Annotated in this window: 11 protein-coding genes; 2 read left to right on the top strand and 9 right to left on the bottom strand. The window is 74.4% G+C overall.

Features of this window, described 5'->3' with window-relative positions; all coding sequences use genetic code 11:
* The first annotated feature begins 116 nt into the window (after window positions 1–116).
* Complete coding sequence (locus AB0873_RS11660) at window positions 117–5,582, top strand: carboxyl transferase domain-containing protein (protein ID WP_366599617.1); 5,466 nt, start codon at window positions 117–119, stop codon at window positions 5,580–5,582.
* A 51-nt stretch (window positions 5,583–5,633) separates the two neighbouring features.
* Here the strand turns inward: AB0873_RS11660 and AB0873_RS11665 are convergent, their stop codons facing one another.
* Together AB0873_RS11665 and AB0873_RS11670 are read right to left on the bottom strand one after the other, a co-directional pair.
* Window positions 5,634–7,418, bottom strand: coding sequence for an ABC transporter ATP-binding protein (locus AB0873_RS11665; protein WP_366599618.1), 1,785 nt, complete (start codon window positions 7,416–7,418; stop codon window positions 5,634–5,636).
* Window positions 7,415–9,112 carry an ABC transporter ATP-binding protein gene (locus AB0873_RS11670; protein ID WP_366599619.1) on the bottom strand — a complete coding sequence of 566 codons (1,698 nt, stop codon included), beginning with the start codon at window positions 9,110–9,112 and terminating at the stop codon, window positions 7,415–7,417. The genes AB0873_RS11665 and AB0873_RS11670 overlap by 4 nt, the downstream gene beginning before the upstream one ends.
* A gap of 197 nt (window positions 9,113–9,309) precedes the next feature.
* Here AB0873_RS11670 and AB0873_RS11675 point away from each other — a divergent pair, with 197 nt between their 5' ends.
* Window positions 9,310–10,998, top strand: coding sequence for a glycoside hydrolase domain-containing protein (locus AB0873_RS11675; RefSeq protein ID WP_366599620.1), 1,689 nt, complete (start codon window positions 9,310–9,312; stop codon window positions 10,996–10,998).
* A gap of 14 nt (window positions 10,999–11,012) precedes the next feature.
* On the opposite strand, the gene AB0873_RS11680 is transcribed toward AB0873_RS11675, so the two are convergent.
* The 7 genes from AB0873_RS11680 to AB0873_RS11710 all read right to left on the bottom strand — a co-directional run bounded on the left by AB0873_RS11680 (window position 11,013) and on the right by AB0873_RS11710 (window position 19,014).
* Window positions 11,013–12,626: a GGDEF domain-containing protein gene (locus AB0873_RS11680; RefSeq protein WP_366599621.1), complete on the bottom strand. Its 1,614-nt coding sequence runs from the start codon at window positions 12,624–12,626 to the stop codon at window positions 11,013–11,015.
* 947 nt (window positions 12,627–13,573) lie between these two features.
* Window positions 13,574–14,383, bottom strand: coding sequence for a methyltransferase domain-containing protein (locus tag AB0873_RS11685; protein WP_366599622.1), 810 nt, complete (start codon window positions 14,381–14,383; stop codon window positions 13,574–13,576).
* 15 nt (window positions 14,384–14,398) lie between these two features.
* Window positions 14,399–15,187: an ABC transporter ATP-binding protein gene (locus AB0873_RS11690; protein ID WP_366599623.1), complete on the bottom strand. Its 789-nt coding sequence runs from the start codon at window positions 15,185–15,187 to the stop codon at window positions 14,399–14,401.
* On the bottom strand, window positions 15,187–15,930 hold the full coding sequence (locus AB0873_RS11695; protein WP_366599624.1) for an ABC transporter ATP-binding protein: 744 nt from the start codon (window positions 15,928–15,930) through the stop codon (window positions 15,187–15,189). Before AB0873_RS11695 ends, AB0873_RS11690 begins: the two co-directional genes overlap by 1 nt.
* Window positions 15,927–16,940, bottom strand: coding sequence for a branched-chain amino acid ABC transporter permease (locus AB0873_RS11700; protein ID WP_366599625.1), 1,014 nt, complete (start codon window positions 16,938–16,940; stop codon window positions 15,927–15,929). Before AB0873_RS11700 ends, AB0873_RS11695 begins: the two co-directional genes overlap by 4 nt.
* Window positions 16,937–17,824 carry a branched-chain amino acid ABC transporter permease gene (locus AB0873_RS11705; RefSeq protein WP_366599626.1) on the bottom strand — a complete coding sequence of 296 codons (888 nt, stop codon included), beginning with the start codon at window positions 17,822–17,824 and terminating at the stop codon, window positions 16,937–16,939. Before AB0873_RS11705 ends, AB0873_RS11700 begins: the two co-directional genes overlap by 4 nt.
* Complete coding sequence (locus AB0873_RS11710) at window positions 17,821–19,014, bottom strand: ABC transporter substrate-binding protein (RefSeq protein ID WP_366599627.1); 1,194 nt, start codon at window positions 19,012–19,014, stop codon at window positions 17,821–17,823. The genes AB0873_RS11705 and AB0873_RS11710 overlap by 4 nt, the downstream gene beginning before the upstream one ends.
* Between the last annotated feature and the right edge of the window lie 39 nt (window positions 19,015–19,053).

Below are 19,053 nucleotides of genomic sequence, written 5' to 3' on the forward strand. Positions count from 1 at the left end.
GAAGGGTTCGGCGGTTACGACATGGCGCTGCCGGCCGGCAGGCGGAAGGGTGATCACTGCCGGCGGCCCGGGGGGTCGCGGCGCGTACCTGTGGGTCTACCGGAGGGGTCGGACGGGTGTTCAGCCGTGTCGCCATCGTCAACCGTGGTGAGGCCGCGATGCGGCTCATCCACGCGGTCCGGGAGCTGGCCGCCGAGACCGGGTCCCGGATCGAGACCGTCGCCCTCCACACCGACGTCGACCGTACCGCCACCTTCGTGCGGGAGGCGGACATCGCCTACGACCTGGGTCCCGCGTCGGCGCGCCCGTACCTGGACCTGAAGACGCTGGAGCGCGCGCTGGTCGAGACCGGCGCCGACGCCGCGTGGGTCGGTTGGGGCTTCGTCGCCGAGGACCCGGCGTTCGCGGAGCTGTGCGAGAAGGTCGGGGTGACGTTCGTCGGGCCGAGCCCGGAGGCCATGCGCAAGCTCGGCGACAAGATCGGCGCGAAGCTGATCGCCGAGGAGGTCGGCGTACCGGTCGCGCCGTGGAGCCGGGGGGCGGTCGAAACCCTGGACGCCGCCCGCGCCGCGGCGGCCGAGATCGGCTACCCGCTGATGCTGAAGGCGACCGCGGGCGGCGGCGGGCGCGGCATCCGCGTGATCACCAGCGAGGCCGAGCTCGCCGACGCGTACGAGCGCACCAGCCAGGAGGCGGCGCGGGCGTTCGGCAGCGGCGTCGTGTTCCTGGAGCGCCTGGTCACCGGCGCCCGGCACGTCGAGGTCCAGGTGATCGCCGACGGCCAGGGCACCGCCTGGGCGCTCGGGGTCCGGGACTGCTCGGTGCAGCGGCGCAACCAGAAGGTCATCGAGGAGTCGGCGTCGCCGGTGCTCAGCCCGGCGCAGGCGGCCGAGCTCAAGGCGTCGGCCGAGCGGCTCGCCGTCGCGGTCGGATACCGGGGCGCCGCGACCGTCGAGTTCCTCTACCACCCCGGTGACCGGCTGTTCGCGTTCCTCGAGGTCAACACCCGCCTCCAGGTCGAGCACCCGATCACCGAGCTGACCACCGGGTTCGACCTGGTCAAGGCGCAGCTGCACGTCGCCGCGGGCGGCCGGCTCGACGGCGAGCCGCCGGTGGAGCGCGGGCACGCCATCGAGGCCCGGCTCAACGCCGAGGACCCCGACCGTGACTTCGCGCCCTCCCCCGGCCGTATCGCGCGGCTGGACCTGCCCGCCGGGCCGGGCATCCGCGTGGACACGGGTGTCAGCGAGGGCGACACCATCCCCGCCGACTTCGACTCGATGATCGCGAAGATCATCGCCTACGGTCGCGACCGCGACGAGGCGCTCGGCAGGCTGCGCCGGGCGATGCAGAACACCACCGTGATCATCGAGGGCGGCGCGACGAACAAGAGCTTCGTGCTCGACCTGCTCGACCAGCCCGAGGTGATCGACGCCAGCGCGGACACCGGCTGGATCGACCGCGTCCGCGGGCAGGGCGGTCTCGCCACCCACCGGCACTCCGCCGTCGCACTGGCGGCCGCCGCCGTCGAGGCGTACGAGGAGGAGGAACGCGTCGAGCGGCAGCGGCTGCTGTCGACGGCGTCCGGCGGTCGACCGCAGGTGCAGCACCAGAGCGGCCGGCCGCTGGACCTCAAGCTGCGTGGCGTCGGCTACCGCCTGCGCGTGGCACGCGTCGGCGCGCACCGGTTCCGCGTCGGCCTCGAGGCGGGCGGCGACGTCCGCACCGCCGACGTCACGCTCGACCGCTTCGACCGGCACACCGGGCAGATCGCCGTCAACGGCGTCACGTACCGCCTGCTCACCGGGACGCACGGGCCGATCCACCTGGTCGAGGTGAACGGCGTGACGCACCGGGTCGGCCGCGACGAGGGCGGCGTCGTCCGCTCCCCCATGCCGGCCCTGGTCGTCGCCACGCCACTGGCAATCGGCGCCGAGGTCGAGGCGGGCGCGCCGGTGCTGGTGCTGGAAGCGATGAAGATGGAGACGGTGCTGCGGGCGCCGTTCCGGGCGCGGCTGAAGGAGTGCGCCGTCTCCGTGGGCAGCCAGGTGGAGGCCGGCGCGCCGCTGCTGCGGCTGGAGCCGCTCGCCGACGAGGGCGCCGAGGCCGTGGCCGCCGGGCCCGCCGGGTCGGTCGAGCTGGACCTGCCCGCCGCGCCCGAGGACGTACCGGCGCGCGAGCGCGCCCGGCGCGGCCAGGAGGATCTGCGCGGCCTGCTGCTCGGCTTCGACGTCGACCCGCACGACGACCGTCGGGTGCTCGACGACTACCTCGCCGCCCGGCGGGCGGCCGCCGAGGACGGCCACCGGCCGCTGGCCGAGGAGCTCGACCTGGTCGACGTCTTCGCCGACCTCGCCGAGCTGAGCCGCAACCGGCCCACGGGCGAGGACGGCGGTGTCGGGAGCCAGGTCCACAGCGCCCGCGAGTACTTCCACACCTACCTGCAGAGCCTCGACGTCGAGCGGGCCGGGTTGCCGAGCGCGTTCCAGGCCAGGCTCGCCAAGGCGCTCGGGCACTACGAGGTCACCGACCTCGCGCGCTGCCCCGAGCTGGAAGCCGCCGTGTTCCGGATCTTCCTCGCCCAGCAACGCGCGTCCGCCGACGCCACGGTCATCGCGACGCTGCTGCGCGCGTGGCTGCGGGAGCCGCCGCCGGACGAGACGCTGCGTGAGCCCGCCGGCCTCGCGTTGGAGCGGCTGGTCGCCGCGACACAGGTCCGCTTCCCCGTGGTCGCCGACCTCGCCCGCGGCGTGGTGTTCGCCTGGTTCGCCCAGCCGCTGCTGCGCCGCAACCGCGCCCGCGTCTACGCCCAGGTCCGCGGGCACCTGCGTCACCTGGACGCAGACCCGGACGCCCCGGACCGCGCCGAGCGCATCGCGGAGATGGTCCGCAGCACCGAGCCGTTGGTGCGGCTGCTCGGCCAGCGGCTGATCCGCGACCACCTCGACAACACGGTCATGCTGGAGGTGCTGACCCGGCGCTACTACGGCAACAAGGCGCTCACCAGCGTCCGCGCCCGCACGACCGCCGGCTGCACGTTCGTGGTCGCCGAGCGTACCGACTCGACCGTGGTCTCCGCCGCGGTGGGTTTCGACGCGCTCGCCGGCGCGCTGCGCGGGCTCGCCGAACTGGCCGGCGGCGGGGATTCCATCGACGCCGACATCTACCTCGCCTGGGAGAACCAGCCGGAGGACTTCGACGCGATGGCGGCCGCGCTGCTCGAGGTCATCGCCGCGCACCCGCTGCCGCGCCAGGTACGCCGGGTCACCACCACCGTCGCGGGCCGAGGTGGAGCGGTGATGCACCACCACTTCACGTTCCGCCCCACCGGCGCGGGGATGAGCGAGGAACGGCTGATCCGCGGCCTGCACCCGTACATCGCGCAGCGGATGCAGCTGGAGCGGCTGCACAAGTTCGACCTCACCCGGCTGCCGTCGTCGGACGAGGAGGTCTACCTCTTCCAGTGCGTGGCGCGGGAGAACCCGTCCGACGAACGCCTCGTCGCGTTCGCGCAGGTGCGCGACCTGACCGAACTGCGCGAGCACGACGGGCGACTGGTCGCGCTGCCGACGACCGAGGACGCCGTCGCGGCGTGCCTCGACTCGATCCGCCGCGCCCGGTCGCGGCGACCGTCGAAGACCCGCTTCAACACCAACCGGGTCGTGATCTACGTCTGGCCGCCGAGCGAGCTCACCCGCGAGGAGATGGAGATGATCGCCGGGCGGGTGCGCCCGACGACCGCGGGTGCCGGGCTGGAGGAGATCCTGTTCATCGCGCGGCAGCGCGACCCGAAGACCGGCGAGCTGACCAAGATCGGCGTACGGATCTCCTTCGACGTCACCGGCGGCGCCGAGCTGGCCATCGGCGAGCCGCCGGTCGAGCCGGTCGAGCCCCTCGACGACTACCGGCTGAAGGTGCTGCGGGCGAGCGCCCGCAACACGGTGTACCCGTACGAGCTGACCCGCCTGCTCGGCGACTTCGTCGAGCACGACCTCGACGACGACCACGCGCTGGTGCCGGTCGACCGGCCCAAGGGGCGCAACAGCGCGGCGATCGTCGCCGGCGTGGCCACCACGCCGACGCGGCGGCACCCGCAGGGGGTCACCCGGGTCGTCCTGCTCGGTGACCCGACGAAGTCGCTCGGCGCGTTGTCGGAGCCGGAGTGCCGCCGGGTGATCGCCGCACTGGACCTGGCGGAGCGGATGCGGGTGCCGCTGGAGTGGTACGCGCTGTCCGCCGGCGCCCGGATCTCCATGACGTCCGGCACGGAGAACATGGACTGGGTGGCGGCGGCGCTGAAGCGGATCGTCGAGTTCACCCAGGACGGTGGCGAGATCAACATCGTGGTCGCGGGCATCAACGTCGGCGCGCAGCCGTACTGGAACGCCGAGGCGACGATGCTCATGCACACCAAGGGTGTCCTGGTGATGACCCCGGACTCGGCGATGGTGCTCACCGGCAAGCAGTCGCTCGACTTCTCCGGCGGCGTGTCCGCCGAGGACAACTTCGGCATCGGCGGCTACGACCGGGTGATGGGGCCGAACGGCCAGGCGCAGTACTGGGCACCGGACCTGCCCGCCGCGCGGGACGTGCTGATGGCGCACTACGACCACACGTACGTCGCGCCCGGCGAGGACGCGCCGCGGCGAGCGACCACCGTCGACCCCGTCGACCGCGACATCTCCGACTTTCCGCACGACGTGGCCGGCAGCGACTTCACGACCGTCGGCGAGATCTTCTCCACCGCGGCCAATCCGGACCGGAAGAAGCCGTTCGACATCCGGACCGTGATGCGGGCACTCTCCGACCAGGACCACCCGGTGCTGGAACGCTGGGCCGGCATGGCCGACGCGGAGACCGCGGTGGTGCAGGACGCGCACCTCGGCGGCATCCCGGTGTGCCTGCTGGGCATCGAGTCCCGGTCGGTGCCGCGCCGCGGCTTCCCGCCCACCGACGGCCCCGACACCTACACCGCGGGCACGCTGTTCCCGAGGTCGTCGAAGAAGGCCGCGCGGGCGATCAACGCGGCCAGCGGCAACCGGCCGCTGGTGGTGCTGGCGAACCTGTCCGGCTTCGACGGGTCACCCGAATCGATGCGTAAGCTGCAACTGGAGTACGGCGCCGAGATCGGCCGCGCCATCGTGAACTTCCGCGGGCCCATCGTGTTCTGCGTGATCTCGCGCTACCACGGCGGCGCGTTCGTGGTGTTCTCGAAGGCGCTGAACCCCAACATGACGGTGTTGGCGCTGGAAGGCTCGTTCGCCTCGGTGCTCGGCGGCGCTCCCGCCGCCGCGGTGGTGTTCTCCCGCGACGTCGACGCCCGCACGGCGACCGATCCGCGCGTGCGGGACCTGGAGGCCCGCGCCGTGGCCGCCTCCGGCGCCGACCGCGCCGCGCTGACCGCCGAACTCGACGAACTCCGCTCGTCGGTCCGCGCGGAGAAGCTCGGCGAGGTGGCCACGGAGTTCGACCGGGTACACGACATCCAGCGCGCTGTCGAGGTCGGCTCCGTCGACGCCGTCATCCGCGCCGCCGAACTCCGGCCCCGCATCATCGAGGCCATCGAGTCACCTCTGCGGTGACCGGTGTCTGCTCATCCGTGCCGGTGTCTGCTCATCCGTGCCGGTGTCTGCTCATCCGTGCCAGGAGCGCCACAGCGCGGCGTAGGCGCCACCGGCACGGATGAGCTCGTCGTGGCTGCCGAGTTCGGTGATCCGGCCGTCCTCCAGCACCGCCACCCGGTCGGCGTCGTGCGCGGTGTTGAGGCGGTGCGCGACGGCGATGACGGTACGGCCGGTCACGACGGCGGCGAGCGCCCGCTCGGTACGCCGGGCGGTTGTCGGATCGAGCGCGGCGGTCGCCTCGTCGAGGACCAGGATGTCCGGGTCGGCGAGGACGAGCCTGGCCAGCGCGAGCTGTTGCGCCTCGGCGGCACCGAGTTCGCGGCCACCGTCGCCGACGTGCGTGTCGAGGCCGTCGGGCAGGTCGGCGTACCAGTCGGCGCCGACGGCCACCAGCGCGGAGCGCATCTGCCCGTCGGCCGCGCCCGGCGCGGCGAAGGCGAGGTTGTCGCGCAGCGAGCCGATGAAGACGTGGTGCTCCTGCGTGACGAGGGCGATCCGGCGGCGCCGCTCGGCCGGGTCCAGGTCGGTGACCGGGCGGTCGCCCAGTCGCACCACACCCTCGCGCGGCGCGTCGATGCCGGCGAGCAACCGGGCGAGGGTGGACTTCCCGGCGCCGGAGGGGCCGACGACGGCGAGCCGTTCGCCAGGGCGTACGTCGAGGTCGATCCCGTGCAGCACGTCATGGCCGTCGGCGTACGAGAATCTCGCGCCGCGCACCACGAGCCGCTGTCCGGCGGGCACGGACGCGGCGCCCCGTGGTTCCGGTACGCCGACCGCGGCCGGGGCGACCGGGCCGGAGCGGGACGGGTTCCCCGGCGCCTTCTCCGGGCCGACACCGAGCACGCGAGCGAACGAGGCGAGGCCGCGTTGCGCCTGCTCCATCCACTGCAGCAGCCGGTCCAGGGGGTCGATCGCCTGCTGGAGATAGAGCGCGGCGGCGACCACCTCACCGAGCGTCACCGTGCCTCTGGGCAGGAAGAAGCCGCCGACGAGCAGGACCGCGGCGATCGGCAGCGGGTAGCTCGCCTCCACCACCGGGAAGAAGACGGACCGCAGGGCCAGGGTCGCCCGGCGGGTGGCCCACACGTGGCCGATGCGCCGCGTGCCGTACGCGACGCGGTCGCCGCCGAGGCGGAGCGCCTCGACGGTGCGGGCGCCCTCCGCGGTCGTGGTCAGCGCCTCGGTCAGCTCGGCGGTCGCGGCCCCCTCGGCGAGGTACGCCGGCCTGGCGCGACGCAGGTACCAGCGGGTCACCGCGACGATCGACGGCAGCCCGGCCAGGGCGACCAGGCCGAGCAGCGGGTGCAGCAGGAAGATCGCGCCGAAGAGGAGCGACAGTTGCGCCGAGGCGATGACGATGACCGGCACCACGTCACGGACGGTGGTCCCGACGGTCGTCACGTCGACCGAGCTGCGGGTGGCGAGGTCGCCGGTGCCGGCGCGCTCGACGAGTGAGACGGGCAGGTCGAGCGTCCGCGAGACGAAGTCCTCACGCAGCCGGGCCACGGCGCGTTCGCCGAAGCGGTGGCCGGCGTACTGGGCGTACCGGGTGAGCAGCCCCTGGGCCAGCACGCAGATGCCGATCGCCAACGCGAGGCGGTCCACGGCGGCGGCGCCGGCGCCCGCGGCGACCTCGTCCACGATCGTGCCCAGCAGCCACGGTGCGGCGAGCCCCGCGATCGCGGCGGCACCGTGCAGCAGCAGCACGACGGCGACGGCGCGGCGGTCGCGGGCGATGAGGTCCAGCGCGGCCCGCCGGACGACGGCCCGGTCCGCGACGGGGAGGCCGCTCACCGCACCGCCCCGTCGACGTCGGCGGACGCGCTGTCCCGGGACACCAGCGCCCGGTACCCCGGATCCCGGTCGAGCAGCTCGACGTGGGTGCCGGCGGCCACGATCCGGCCCTCGCGCAGGTACGCGACCGTGTCGGCGCACCCGAGCAGCAGCGGTGACGTGGCCAGCACGACCGTGGTCCGCCCGGCCCGCGCCGCCCGGAGCCGCTGGGCGATGCGCGCCTCGGTGTGCGCGTCCACGGCCGACGTCGGGTCGACCAGGATCAGCACGTCCGGTTCGGCGAGCAGGGCCCGGGCCAGGCGTACGCGTTGTCGCTGGCCGCCGGAGAGGGTGCGGGCACGGGTGCCGATCGGCGTGGCGAGCCCGTCCGGCAGGGCGTCGACCACGTCCTCGGCCGACGCCGCCCGCAGGGCAGCTCCGATGTCGGCGTCGCCGATGCCCGCCCGGGTGCGCAGTATCTCCCGCAGCGTCCCGGCGAAGACGTAGGAGTCGTGGTCGGCGACGAGGATCCGGGCGCGCACGTCGTCGAGCGCGATCCTGGCCAGCGGTACGCCGCCCCAGGTCACGTCGCTGGCGACGAACCGCCCGAGGCGGTCGGCCAGCGCCACGGCCTCGGCCGGGTCGTCGGCGGCGACGGCGAGCAGCCGCCCGGCGGGTGCCGTCAACCCGGTGGCGGGATCGTGCAGGTCGGCGTGGCCGTCCGGCGGGGGCGGGACGGTCGCCCCGATCGCCCGCGACGGCGGCGCGGCGTCGTCCGGAGTCAGGTTGAGCAGGGCGACGATCCGCCGGGCGGCGACCCGGCCGCGGATCAGCTGGTAGCCGCCCTCCAGCAGGAACCAGACCGGCACGATGAGGACCGCCACGTACCCGTAGACGGCGATCATCTGCCCGATCGTGATGTCGCCGTCGGCGGCCATCCGCGCGGCCAGCCAGACCACGGCGGCCAGGAAGAGACCCGGGATGACGATCGTCAGCGCCTCGATCCAGCTGTTCACGGCGCCGACCCGGTACCCCTCGGCCAGCAGTTGGCGGGACCGGGCCGCGTACCGGCCGGCGAACAGGCCGCGCCCACCGACGCCGGCGAGGACGCGCAGCCCGGCGACGATGTCACCGGCGCGGGTGGTGAGGAGGCCCTGCTGGTGCCGGTAGACCGACTCGACGCGTTCGAGGCGGCGCAGCAGCGGCCCCACGACCACCACCATCGCGGGCACTCCGAGCAGCACGAACAGCGCGAGGAGCGGGGACACCGACCACAGCAGGACGGCGACGAACGCGTACGCGAGGACCGCGCCCACGCCGGGCCCGGTCATCGTCAGCACCGCCGACGTGTGCGTGATGTCGGCGCCGCCGACGGTGGCCACGTCCCCGGCGGCGAGCCTGCGTGGCAGCACCGCGCCGATCCGGGACAGGTGTCGCAGCAGGACGGCGGCGGAGCGGGCCGACGCGTCCTCCCGGACGAACGTCATCGTGCGGTGCCGCATGATGCCCAGGTACGCCAGGCCCACTCCCGCCACGACGATCGCGGCCACCCACGACAGCAGTGCCCGGCGGTCGGCGGCGCGCAACCCGTCGTCGATGGCGCGGGCGACGAGGTACGGCCGGACCGCCAACCCGAGCATCCAGGCCGTGCCGATCAGGCCTCCGCGCAGCACCCGCCACGGCTGGCAGCGGACGAGCCACCAGATGTACCACATCGGCCCCCTCGTGTCCGGCACGCCAGGCTCGGGGTGAGGGAGCTGTGGGGGCACCCGCCCAGATTACCGATCACGGTCGCCGGCAAATGCCCCGCTCGCGAAGACATCGACAGCCGTCTCTAGCGCGAACGACGCCCAGGTGGTAGGAATCTGCCAAGGGTTTGATTGGGCATGAAACTTCCTACCGAGGGGCGTCGATGAGGATGCGAAGGATCATGGCCGGCCTGATGGCCGTGGCCGGTCTGGCCGCCTCGGCCACACCGACCTCGGCGGCCCCGTCGGACGAACGGGCCGTCAGCTACCGCGGCTACCGCCTGACGGTGCCCGCCGGTTGGCAGGTCGTCGACCTGTCCACCGACCCGCACGCGTGCGTCCGGTTCGACCGGCCCACCGTCTACCTCGGCCATCCGGGCGACGAGCCCTGGTGCCCCACCCGGCCCGTCGGGCGAACGGCAGGACTGATCATCGAGCCCATCGACTCCGTCACCGCGGACCGGCTCACGGCGGAGACCGCGATCACGAACAGCGGAACGGCGACCGCGGGCAACCCGGTGTCCCGCGACGGAACGATCCGGATCGCCGTGCGCGACGCGGGCGTGCTCGTCACCGCCCTGCACACGCCGGACACCGAGCCGGTGGTCCGCCGGGTCCTCGCCGCCGCCCGGCTGGGCCCGGACGCCAGGCCGGCGCCGACGGGCCCGGTTCGCACCGGCGCGGGACCCGCCACGGCGACGCCGTCGGCGGCGTCCGGCCCGCAGCCGGGCACCTACACCGGCAAGGGCTTCGACACGTGCACCGCCCCGTCGCAGTCCACCATGGACGCCTGGCGGAACGCCTCGCCCTACCGGGCGATCGGCATCTACATCAGCGGCTCCAGCCGCTCCTGCACCCAGGCCAACCTGACCGCGAGCTGGGTGACCAACCAGACCGGCAACGGCTGGCACCTCATTCCCATCGAACTCGACCGCCAGGCGCCGTGCGGCACCCGTACGCCGAAGATGTCGTACGACCCGGCCACGGCCCGGTCCGAGGGTACGACCCGGGCGACCGCCGCGGTGAGCGCGGCCCAGGCGCTGGGCATCCCCGCCGGGAGCGTGATCTACAACGACATCGAGCACTACCCGTCGAGTGAGTCCTGCAAGGCGGCCGTGCTGTCGTACCTGTCCGGCTGGACCGACCGGCTCCACGCGCTCGGCTACCTCTCGGGCATGTACTCCAGCGGATCCTCCGGGGTCCGGGACCTGTGCGACGCCTACCACGACAGCCGCTACACCCGCGTCGACCACCTCTTCTTCGCCTGGTGGAACGGGGTGGCCGACACCGACGCCGGCGACTACTGCCCGGACGCCCACTACGCCGCCCGGCAGCGCATCCACCAGTACACCGGTGACAGCTACGAGACCTGGGGCGGCGTACGGATCTACATCGACCGGGACTACCTCGACGTCTCGACCGGCACCCCGCCACCGCCGGACGGGTTCGACAGCACGATCGACAACACCACCACGGGGCGGTTCACGGTGAGCGCGAACTGGGGCACGTCGACGTACTCCGGCCAGCGGCACGGCGCCGACTACCGGTTCGCCACCCCGACCCCCACCAGCGACGTCGCCTGGTTCCGGGCGGCCCTACCGGAGACGGGCTCCTACCGGGTGTCGGTCTGGTACCCGGCCGACCCGGGCTACAACGACTCGACCCCGTACGTCGTGGCCACCGCGAACGGCAGCCAGACGGTACGGGTGAACCAGCGCCTCAACGGCGGCCGGTGGGTGTCGCTCGGCGTGTTCACCCTCTCCGCGGGCGACCGCAACACGGTGGGGGTGAGCCGGTGGACCAGCGGCACCGGCTACGTCATCGCCGACGCTGTCCGGATCACCCGCGTCTGACGGTGCCCACCGGTTCATCCGCCTGCCGCGGCATCCCGCGCCCGTTGCGCCGGCACGGCACTCGCCCGGTTGCCGCCCGCGCGCTTCGCGGCGTACATCGCGCGGTCGGCGTGTGCGAGGGTCTCGGCGACCACGTACGCGGGGCCGCTGGCGACCCCGACGCTGACCCGTGTCCGGCAGGTCGTCATGCCGGCTACCGCGTCGACGGTCCGCCGGGCGACGTGCGCGGCGGCCGCGGAGTCGGCGCCCGGAAGGATGGCGACGAACTCGTCCCCGCCCAGCCGGGCCACGAAATCCCCCTTGCGGACACTGGCCGTGAGCACCTGCGCGACGGCCCGCAGCACGTCGTCGCCGGTGGCGTGCCCCAGCGAGTCGTTGATGTGCTTGAACCGGTCGATGTCCACGGTCAGCACCGCGACGCAGTCGCCGGCTGCGGCGCCGGCGGGCAGGTCCCGCAGGAAGTTGTCGAGACCACGGCGGTTCGCCACCCCGGTCAGTGGGTCGGTCTGCGCCGCCCGCTCGGCCTGCTCGTGCTGCCACCGCAGGACGTCGTACGAGTGCATGGTCACCGCCGTGTGCAGCCAGCGGTGCCGCTGGCGCCACAGCAGCTCGGCGAGCGCGTCTCCGTAGGTGAGCCCCGGTGCGGCGTCGCGCGACCCGTTGGCCGCGAGCAGCACCGCGTGTGTCCGGTGCAGCGCCGCCGTGACCAGCCAGTCGGTGTCGGGCGACAGGGCGGCGACGGCGGTCTCGATGACGCGCAGGGCCTCGTCCGGGCGCCCCGAGCGGCTGAGCGCGACGGCGTGGAAGGGCCGGCACAGCAGCAGTTCCTGCTGCTGCTCCTGCAGGCCGTGGGTCCGTAGCAGCGCCATGTACCGGGGAATGTCGGCCGCCGCGCCGGCCGGGTCCTGGCGGTCGGCGCGGGCGCACGCCGCGTACAGCAACGCCGAGAGCCGCCACACCTCCGCCTTGGGCCCGCTGGCCTCCGCCGCCGCCCGCACCGCGTACTCCTCGGCGGCGGTGGTGTGCTGCTCGGCCTCGGCGACCTGACCGACCTGGTACAGCTCCAGTGCCCACATCAGGTTGAGCTCCGCCAGGTTGCACAGCCACATCGCGCGGTTGCCGTTGTCCGGGTACGACACCCGGCGGGTCGCCTCGTAGGCCGCCTGGAACTGGGGTTCGGCCAGCTCGTAGAGGCGCAGCTGCGCGTACCCGATCGCGATCCCGGTGTGCGCGTTGCCGGCGATCACCGGGTCCGGTTCGCCGGCGAGCAGGGCGGTCTCCGCGCTGACGAGGTCCCGTAGCACCGCTTCGATGTCGTACTCGGCGATGTCCTGGTCGCCGAGGCGCAGCCGCCGGTTGGCGCGCAGCGACAGCGCGCAGGAACGCCACCCGACGCTGTGCTCGCGGTCGGCGGCGGCCAGCATCAGGTCGGCGGCGGCGACGGCGGCCGGCAGGTCCCCCAACCGGGTCAACGCCACGACGCGGGCGAAGTGCATCGCCGCCGGACCGTCGCAGATCTCTCCGGTGGCTTCGCGGAGCGCCGACTCGGCAGCCGCCAGCACCTGCGCCGCGCCGCCGGCCTGTGCCTCCTCGAGGAGGCACAGCGCCCGGAGGGTCATGTCGTCCATGCGGTCGCCTCCGCACCGCCAGGGAAGAAACAGCCCGATGTTACGGTAATCGATCCGATCCGAGGAGCCGCAGCCGTCCCTGACACCGGCGAGCAGCCCGCGAGCCGCTGCCTCGGCGGCCGTCACCGGGACATTCGATCAGGTCCGCGGGCCGCCGGCACCACTACGATGCGAGCGTGGCTCGCATTGCGCCGCCGTCGCCGACGCGCTCGCCTCCCGCGGCCTGCCCCGTCCGGTCGTCGACACGGCCGCGCCGACGTCACCTGCCACGGCCGCGACCACCCCGCGGCCCGCCGCCGGCGCGCCGGCCACCTCCCGACCGGCCACCGGCAGCCGGACCGTCCCAGCCCCGGACCTCTCCGCCGTGACCAGGCTGCGAGCGGGCGTGCTCGCCACCCTGACCAGGGCGCCGGAGTCGTACCGGCTCAGCGTCCGCGGGACCGAGCTGGCCGTCGAGGGCAGCGACGTCGGTGGCACCGCGGCCGGCCTGTACCGGCTCGCCGACCGGATCCGCTCCGGCACCGGGGCGCTCCCCGCCGCCGACGCCGGTCGGCTGGTCACACCCCGGCTCGGCCTGCGGCTGACCGACGCCGGCTCGGTGGGCCGCGAGCCCGACCCCGCCGCCTTCGCCGCCGGCGACGACTACAACCTGAACACCGACGTGGTCAGGGAGGCGCTGCGGCCGCGGGCGCCGTGGGTGGACGCCGACGCGGTGGCCCGCATCGACGCGCAGTTCCGGCAGTTCGTCGACCACTCGGTGAGCCAGGGCTACAACGCCGTCGTGGGGGTACGCCGCCGTCGCCGGTGCCACCCTCACCGCCGTCGGCCTGCTGCTGTCGCTCGGCCGCCGCCGGCCGGCGGCCTGACCGCCGCTGTCGCCGGCGGACCCGGGGAACGCATCGGCGGGCTGGGCGCGCCCCCGGGGTGGGGCGGTCGGCGACGGCTGCCTACCGCTCCGCCGGCCGCCGGCCCCGGGTCGACACGAACTGGTACGACATCACGGCGAACGCCGGGTCCCGCAGCAGCCTGCGGAACCCCTCCAGTTGGCCGGCCGACAGGCCCGCGTCGAGCAGTTCGGGCTCCAACTGGCGGGAGTTCGTCGCGTACAGCGACGCCCCGGTCGAGCCTCCGGGCCAGCTCCGTGAGTGGGTCACCGTGTCGACGTCGACGAGGCCGGCGCCCACCATCTCGGCGTGCACGTCCTGCGCCCAGGCCAGGTCCGCGCCGTGGGTCTGCAGAACGCCGAGCATGGCGTCGGTCACCTGGGCGAAGAGCTTCGCCGCGTCGTCGTTGGGCGCGGTCAGCACCCGCAGCGGCGCGGTGCAGTCGAACTCCTCGACCACCAACCATCCGCCCGGGGCCAGCGCGCCGGCCAGGGTGGCCAGCACCCGCCGCCGCTCGGGCAGGTGCAGCAGCACCAGCCGGGCGTGGACCAGGTCGAACGCGTCGCCGGGCGGTGGGTCGCTGCGCACGTCGTGCCGGCGTACGTCGAGATTGGCGGCCGGGGCGAGGTGGGTGGTGTCGATGTCGGTCGCCAGCACCCGGCCCGCCGGACCGACCGCCCGGGCCATGCTGCGGGCCACCGAGCCGCCGCCGGCGCCGACCTCCCAGCACACGGCGCCCGGAGCGAGCACCGGCGGGGCGATCCGACGAGCCGTCACCGGATCCAGGAACGACTCCAGGGCCCGCAGTTGGGGCACCGCCTCCGGGGAGCCGTTGTCGAAGGTGTACCCGCTGTCACGGATGCCGGTCGGCATGATGACTCACTCCTGTCACGGTTGTCGGGTCGGGTACGCGGGATCTGCCCAGAGCCCGGGCACCGGCCGGGGAGCCGGCGGCTCCGCGACCGCGGCGACGCTGAGCATCGCCGCCAGCGCGCCCGGGTCGGTCCGGGCCTCGCTCGCCGGCCGGTCGTAGACCACCCGGCCGTACTCGAGCACCGCGATCCGGTCCGCGACCTCGATGGCGTGCTCGACCTGCTGCTCCACCAGCAGCACGGTCAGCCCGGTGCGGGCCAGGACGCCGACCAGGTCCCGCACCCGGGCCGCCAGGTCGGGGGCGAGGCCCTCGCACGGCTCGTCGAGCAGCAGCACCCGGGGCTGGCCGAGCAGGGCGCGGGCGATCGCCAGCATCTGCTGCTCGCCGCCGGACAACTGGTCGCCACGATGGCGCAGCCGGGTCGCCAACCGGGGCAGCAGCTCCAGGATCCGGGTGACCGTCCACCCCTCGCCGCCGGGCGTCGCGGCTCGCCACGGCGCCGCGGCCAGGACCAGGTGTTCGGCCACGGTCAGCCGGGAGAAGACCCGCCGGCCCTGCGGGACGAGACCGACCCCGGACCGGGCGATCCGGTGCGGCTGCCGGCCGGCCACCTGCACACCGCCGATCTCGATCCGCCCGCCGTACGGCCGCACCAACCCGGCGACGGTGTGCACGAGGGTGCTCTTGCCGGCGCCGTTGCGGCCCACCACCGCCAGGACGGTGCCGGCCGCCACGTCGAGGCTCACCTCGTGCAGCACGATCCCACCGGCGTAGCCGGCGCAGAGCCGCTCCATCCGCAGCATCAGGCCATCCCTTCCGCGTAGGCCCGGCGCACCGGACCGGAGGCACGGATCTCGGCCGGCGTCCCGGTGGCCAACGTCCGGCCGTCCCGCAGCACGGTCACCGTGTCGCAGAGCGCGTACACCAGGTCCAGCCGGTGCTCCACCAGCAGCACCGCGACGGCGCGGGGCAGCGCCCGCAGGACCCCCACCAGCCGCTCGACCTCGACGCCGGACAGCCCCGCGGCCGGTTCGTCGAGCAGCAGCAGTCGGGGCCGGCCGGCCAGCGCCATGGCGATCTCCAGCTGGCGGCGCTGGCCGTGGGCGAGCCGGCCGGCGGGGACCCCGCCGAGCTCCGGCAGGCCCACCCGCTCCAGCAGGGTCGTCGCGGTGCGCTCGGCGGCCCGCCGCCGCCCGCCCGGTCGCCACCGGTCGGCGCGCACCGCGTGGGGCAACGCGGCGACCACGACGTTCTCGATCGCGGTCAGCGTCGACCAGACGGCGGGGCGCTGGTGGATCCGGCCGATCCCCCGCCTCGACCGGGCGGCCGGGCCGAGCCGGGTGACGTCCCGGCCGGCGAGGAGCACCCGTCCCCCGCCCGCGGGGGTCGACCCGCCGAGCACGTCGAGCAGCGTGGTCTTACCGGCCCCGTTGGGCCCGATCAGGGCGTGCCGCTGGCCGTGGTCGATTCGCAGGTCGACGCCGTCCAGCGCGGCCAGGGCGCCGTAGCGCACGGTCACACCCCGGGCCGACAGCAGCGGTGTCATGCCCGGGCTCCCGTCGGTGCGGGCCGGTCCCGGCGGGGCCGTCGGGCCACGAGGTCCGGGAACAGCCGCCCGCGTACCGCCGGCCGCCGGTGACCGTCGCCGGGCAGCAGGTGAACGGTGACCACGAAGGCCAGCCCCAGCACGAGGGGCGCCTGCCCGGGGAGCACACCGAACAGCCAGTCCCGGGCGGCGATGACGATCACGGCCCCGACCAGGGCGCCGCCGACCGACGCCGTACCGCCGATCACCACGCCGAGCAGCAGCAGGGCGGAGGTGTCGAAACCGAAGTCGGCCGGCGAGACGTACCGCTGGGCCACCACCAGCACGGAGCCCGCGGCGCCCGCGACCGCCCCCGCGGCGACGTGGACGCCAGCGACGTGGACCGGAACCCGGTGCCCGCTGGCCCGCAGCCGCGCCTCGTCGTCCCGGCCGGCCCGCAGCAACAGCCCGACCCGGGTACGCAGGGCCAGCAAGATCACGCCGACCAGCACCACGACGACCGCCAGCGTGTAGAGGTAGCGGGCCCGGTCGGTGGCCAGCACCGGCAACCCCCACAACGGACGGACGGCCGGGACGCCGGCGAGCCCGTCCGTCCCGCCGGTCACCGACCGCCACCGCCCGGCGACGGTGACCACGAGTTCGCCGACCGCCAAGGTGATCATCAGGACCACCACCCCCCGCGCGGACACCACCAGCGGGACGGTCATCGCGGCCAGCGCCGCACCCGCCGCCGCCGCGACGGCGAGATGCACCACGCCGACGTCGGAGAGCTGACTGCCGACGACGGCGCTGGCGTAGGCGCCCGCCGCGTAGGGCGCGGTCTGCCCCAGGGTCGGCAGCCCGGCGACGCCGGTGAGCAGGGCGACGCTGACCCCGACCAGGCCGAGCGCCAAGGTACGGGCGAGCAGCGCCGCGGTGTAGTCGTCGACGGCCCACGGTGCCAGCACCAACGCGGCCAGGACGACCACGGCGACGCCGCGCCGCAGGGCACCGACGGCCTCCTCCCTCACGTCGTCCTCCGGGCCGGGGCCAGGCGCCGCGCCCGCACCGCGAGCACCGCCGCCATGGCGGCGAAGAGCAGGAACGGGGCGGCGGACGGGGCGAGCGCGACGCCCAGGGTCTGGACCTGCCCGACGGCGAGGGCGGCGAGCAGGGTGCCGGTCATCGACCCGAGCCCGCCGAGGACGACGATGACCAGGGACAGCAGCAGCACCACGTCGGCGGTGTCCGGCCCGGGTCCGATGATCGGCGCGCCCAGCACGCCCGCCGCGCCGGCCAGGGCCCCGGCGACGGTGAGCACGCCCACCCGGATCCAGGCCGGGCTCACCCCCAGGACGGCCACCATCTCCGCGTCGTCGACGGCCGCGCGGACCAGCATCCCGGCCCGGGTACGGCGCACCGCGAGGTGCAGCAGGCCGGCGAGCAGCGCGGCGACGACGATGAAGACCAGCCGGTACGCCGCATAGCGGTGGCCGGCGACGACCACCGTCCCGTCCAGCGCGGCGGGGACGCGCACCGGCGGATCGTCCGGCCCGAACGCCCCGACGAGCAGGCTCCCGCCGGCCAGCGCCAGCCCGAACGTCAGCAGCGCCTGGGTGAGGTGGTTACCCGCGGCGACCCGGGTGAGCAGCACGGCGACCAGCGCGCCGGCCGCGGTCGCGGCGACGACCCCGACCGCCAGCGCCAGGACCAGGCTCGGCCAGCCACCGTCCAGCAGCGCGGCGGCGGTGTAGCCGCCGATCGCGTAGAGGGTGCCGTGCGCCAGGTTCAGGATGCCGGCGACGCCGAAGCTGAGCACCAACCCCGCCGCCGCGACGAACAGCAGCAGTCCGTAGGCCACCCCGTCCAGGGCCGGCACGACGTACGGGTCGAACCGGAGCGCCACCGCGGTCACCCGCCGACGGTGGCGAGGTCGTCCACGACGGTGTTGGACAGCGCCCGGCCGTCCTGGCGCACCTGGCGCAGGTACCACTTCTGCACGGGCGCGTGGGTGCTCGGCGAGAACTGCCAGCTGCCGCGCGGACTGGCGATCTGGCCGAGCTGGCCGATGGCCGCGTTGATGCTCTCCGGGGTCGGATCGTCCCCGGCGGCGGCGATGGCCCGGTCCAGCACCGCCGCGGCGTCGTACGAGGCCATCGCGTACGTCGTCGGGGAACCGTCGTTCTTGGCCTTCCAGGCCGCCACGAAGGCCCGGTTCTCCGCGTTGTCGAGGTCGGGCGAGTAGTTGAGCACCGAGTAGATGTCGCGGGCGGCCTCGCCCTGCGCCTGCAGGACACCGCCCTCGGTCAGGAAGCCGGCGGCGTAGAGCGGCAGGTCCTTGATCTCCGACTGGGCGTACTGCTTGACGAAGTCGACGGCCGCGCTGCCGGCGTAGAAGGTGTAGACGGCGTCCGCGCCCGAGGCCTTGATCCGCGCGAAGTACGGGGTGAAGTTGGTGGTCGTCGGGAACGGGGTGAAGGTGGTCCTGCCGTCGGGGTTGGCCAGGGTGCCACCGGCCTTCACGAACGTGTCGGTGAAGCCGCGCAGCTCGTCCCAGCCGCCCTGGTAGTCCGGGCCGATCGCGTAGACGCTGCCCTTGACGTTGTCGCGCACGTGCTGGGCGATCGCCTCCCCCGGCTCGTCGGAGAGGTAGGAGGTGTGCCAGATCCGGGACACGTCCTTCAGCTCCGGACGCCCGTTCGAGCCGACCAGCGGCACCCGGGTCTCGTTGAGCAGCGGGTAGACCGCGGCCACCGAACCGCCACCGACGATGCCGGTGAGCGCGACCACCCGGTCCTGTTTGAGCAGCTTCGTCGCGGCGGGCACCGCGGTGGCCGCGCCGTTGCCCTCGTCGGCGACCACGAGTTCCACCGGGCGACCGCCGAGCTTGCCGTCGTGCGTGGACAGGTAGAGCTCGAAACCGTCGCGGATATCCTTGCCGACCGCCTGGTACGTGCCGGACAGGGAGGCCAGCAGGCCGATCTTGACCGGGCCGCTTGACGAGGCGCCGCGCTCGCCGTCGGCACAGCCGGACGCGGCGAGCAGGATCAGGGCGAGCAGCGCCGCGGTGCGGGCACGGCGGCGCCGCGGGGTGGTCAGTGACATCTTCTCTCCTGGGAAAGGGGTGGGGTTCCGGCGTGCGGG

It is taken from the genome of Micromonospora sp. NPDC047707, assembly GCF_040704235.1.
Lineage (GTDB): Bacteria > Actinomycetota > Actinomycetes > Mycobacteriales > Micromonosporaceae > Micromonospora.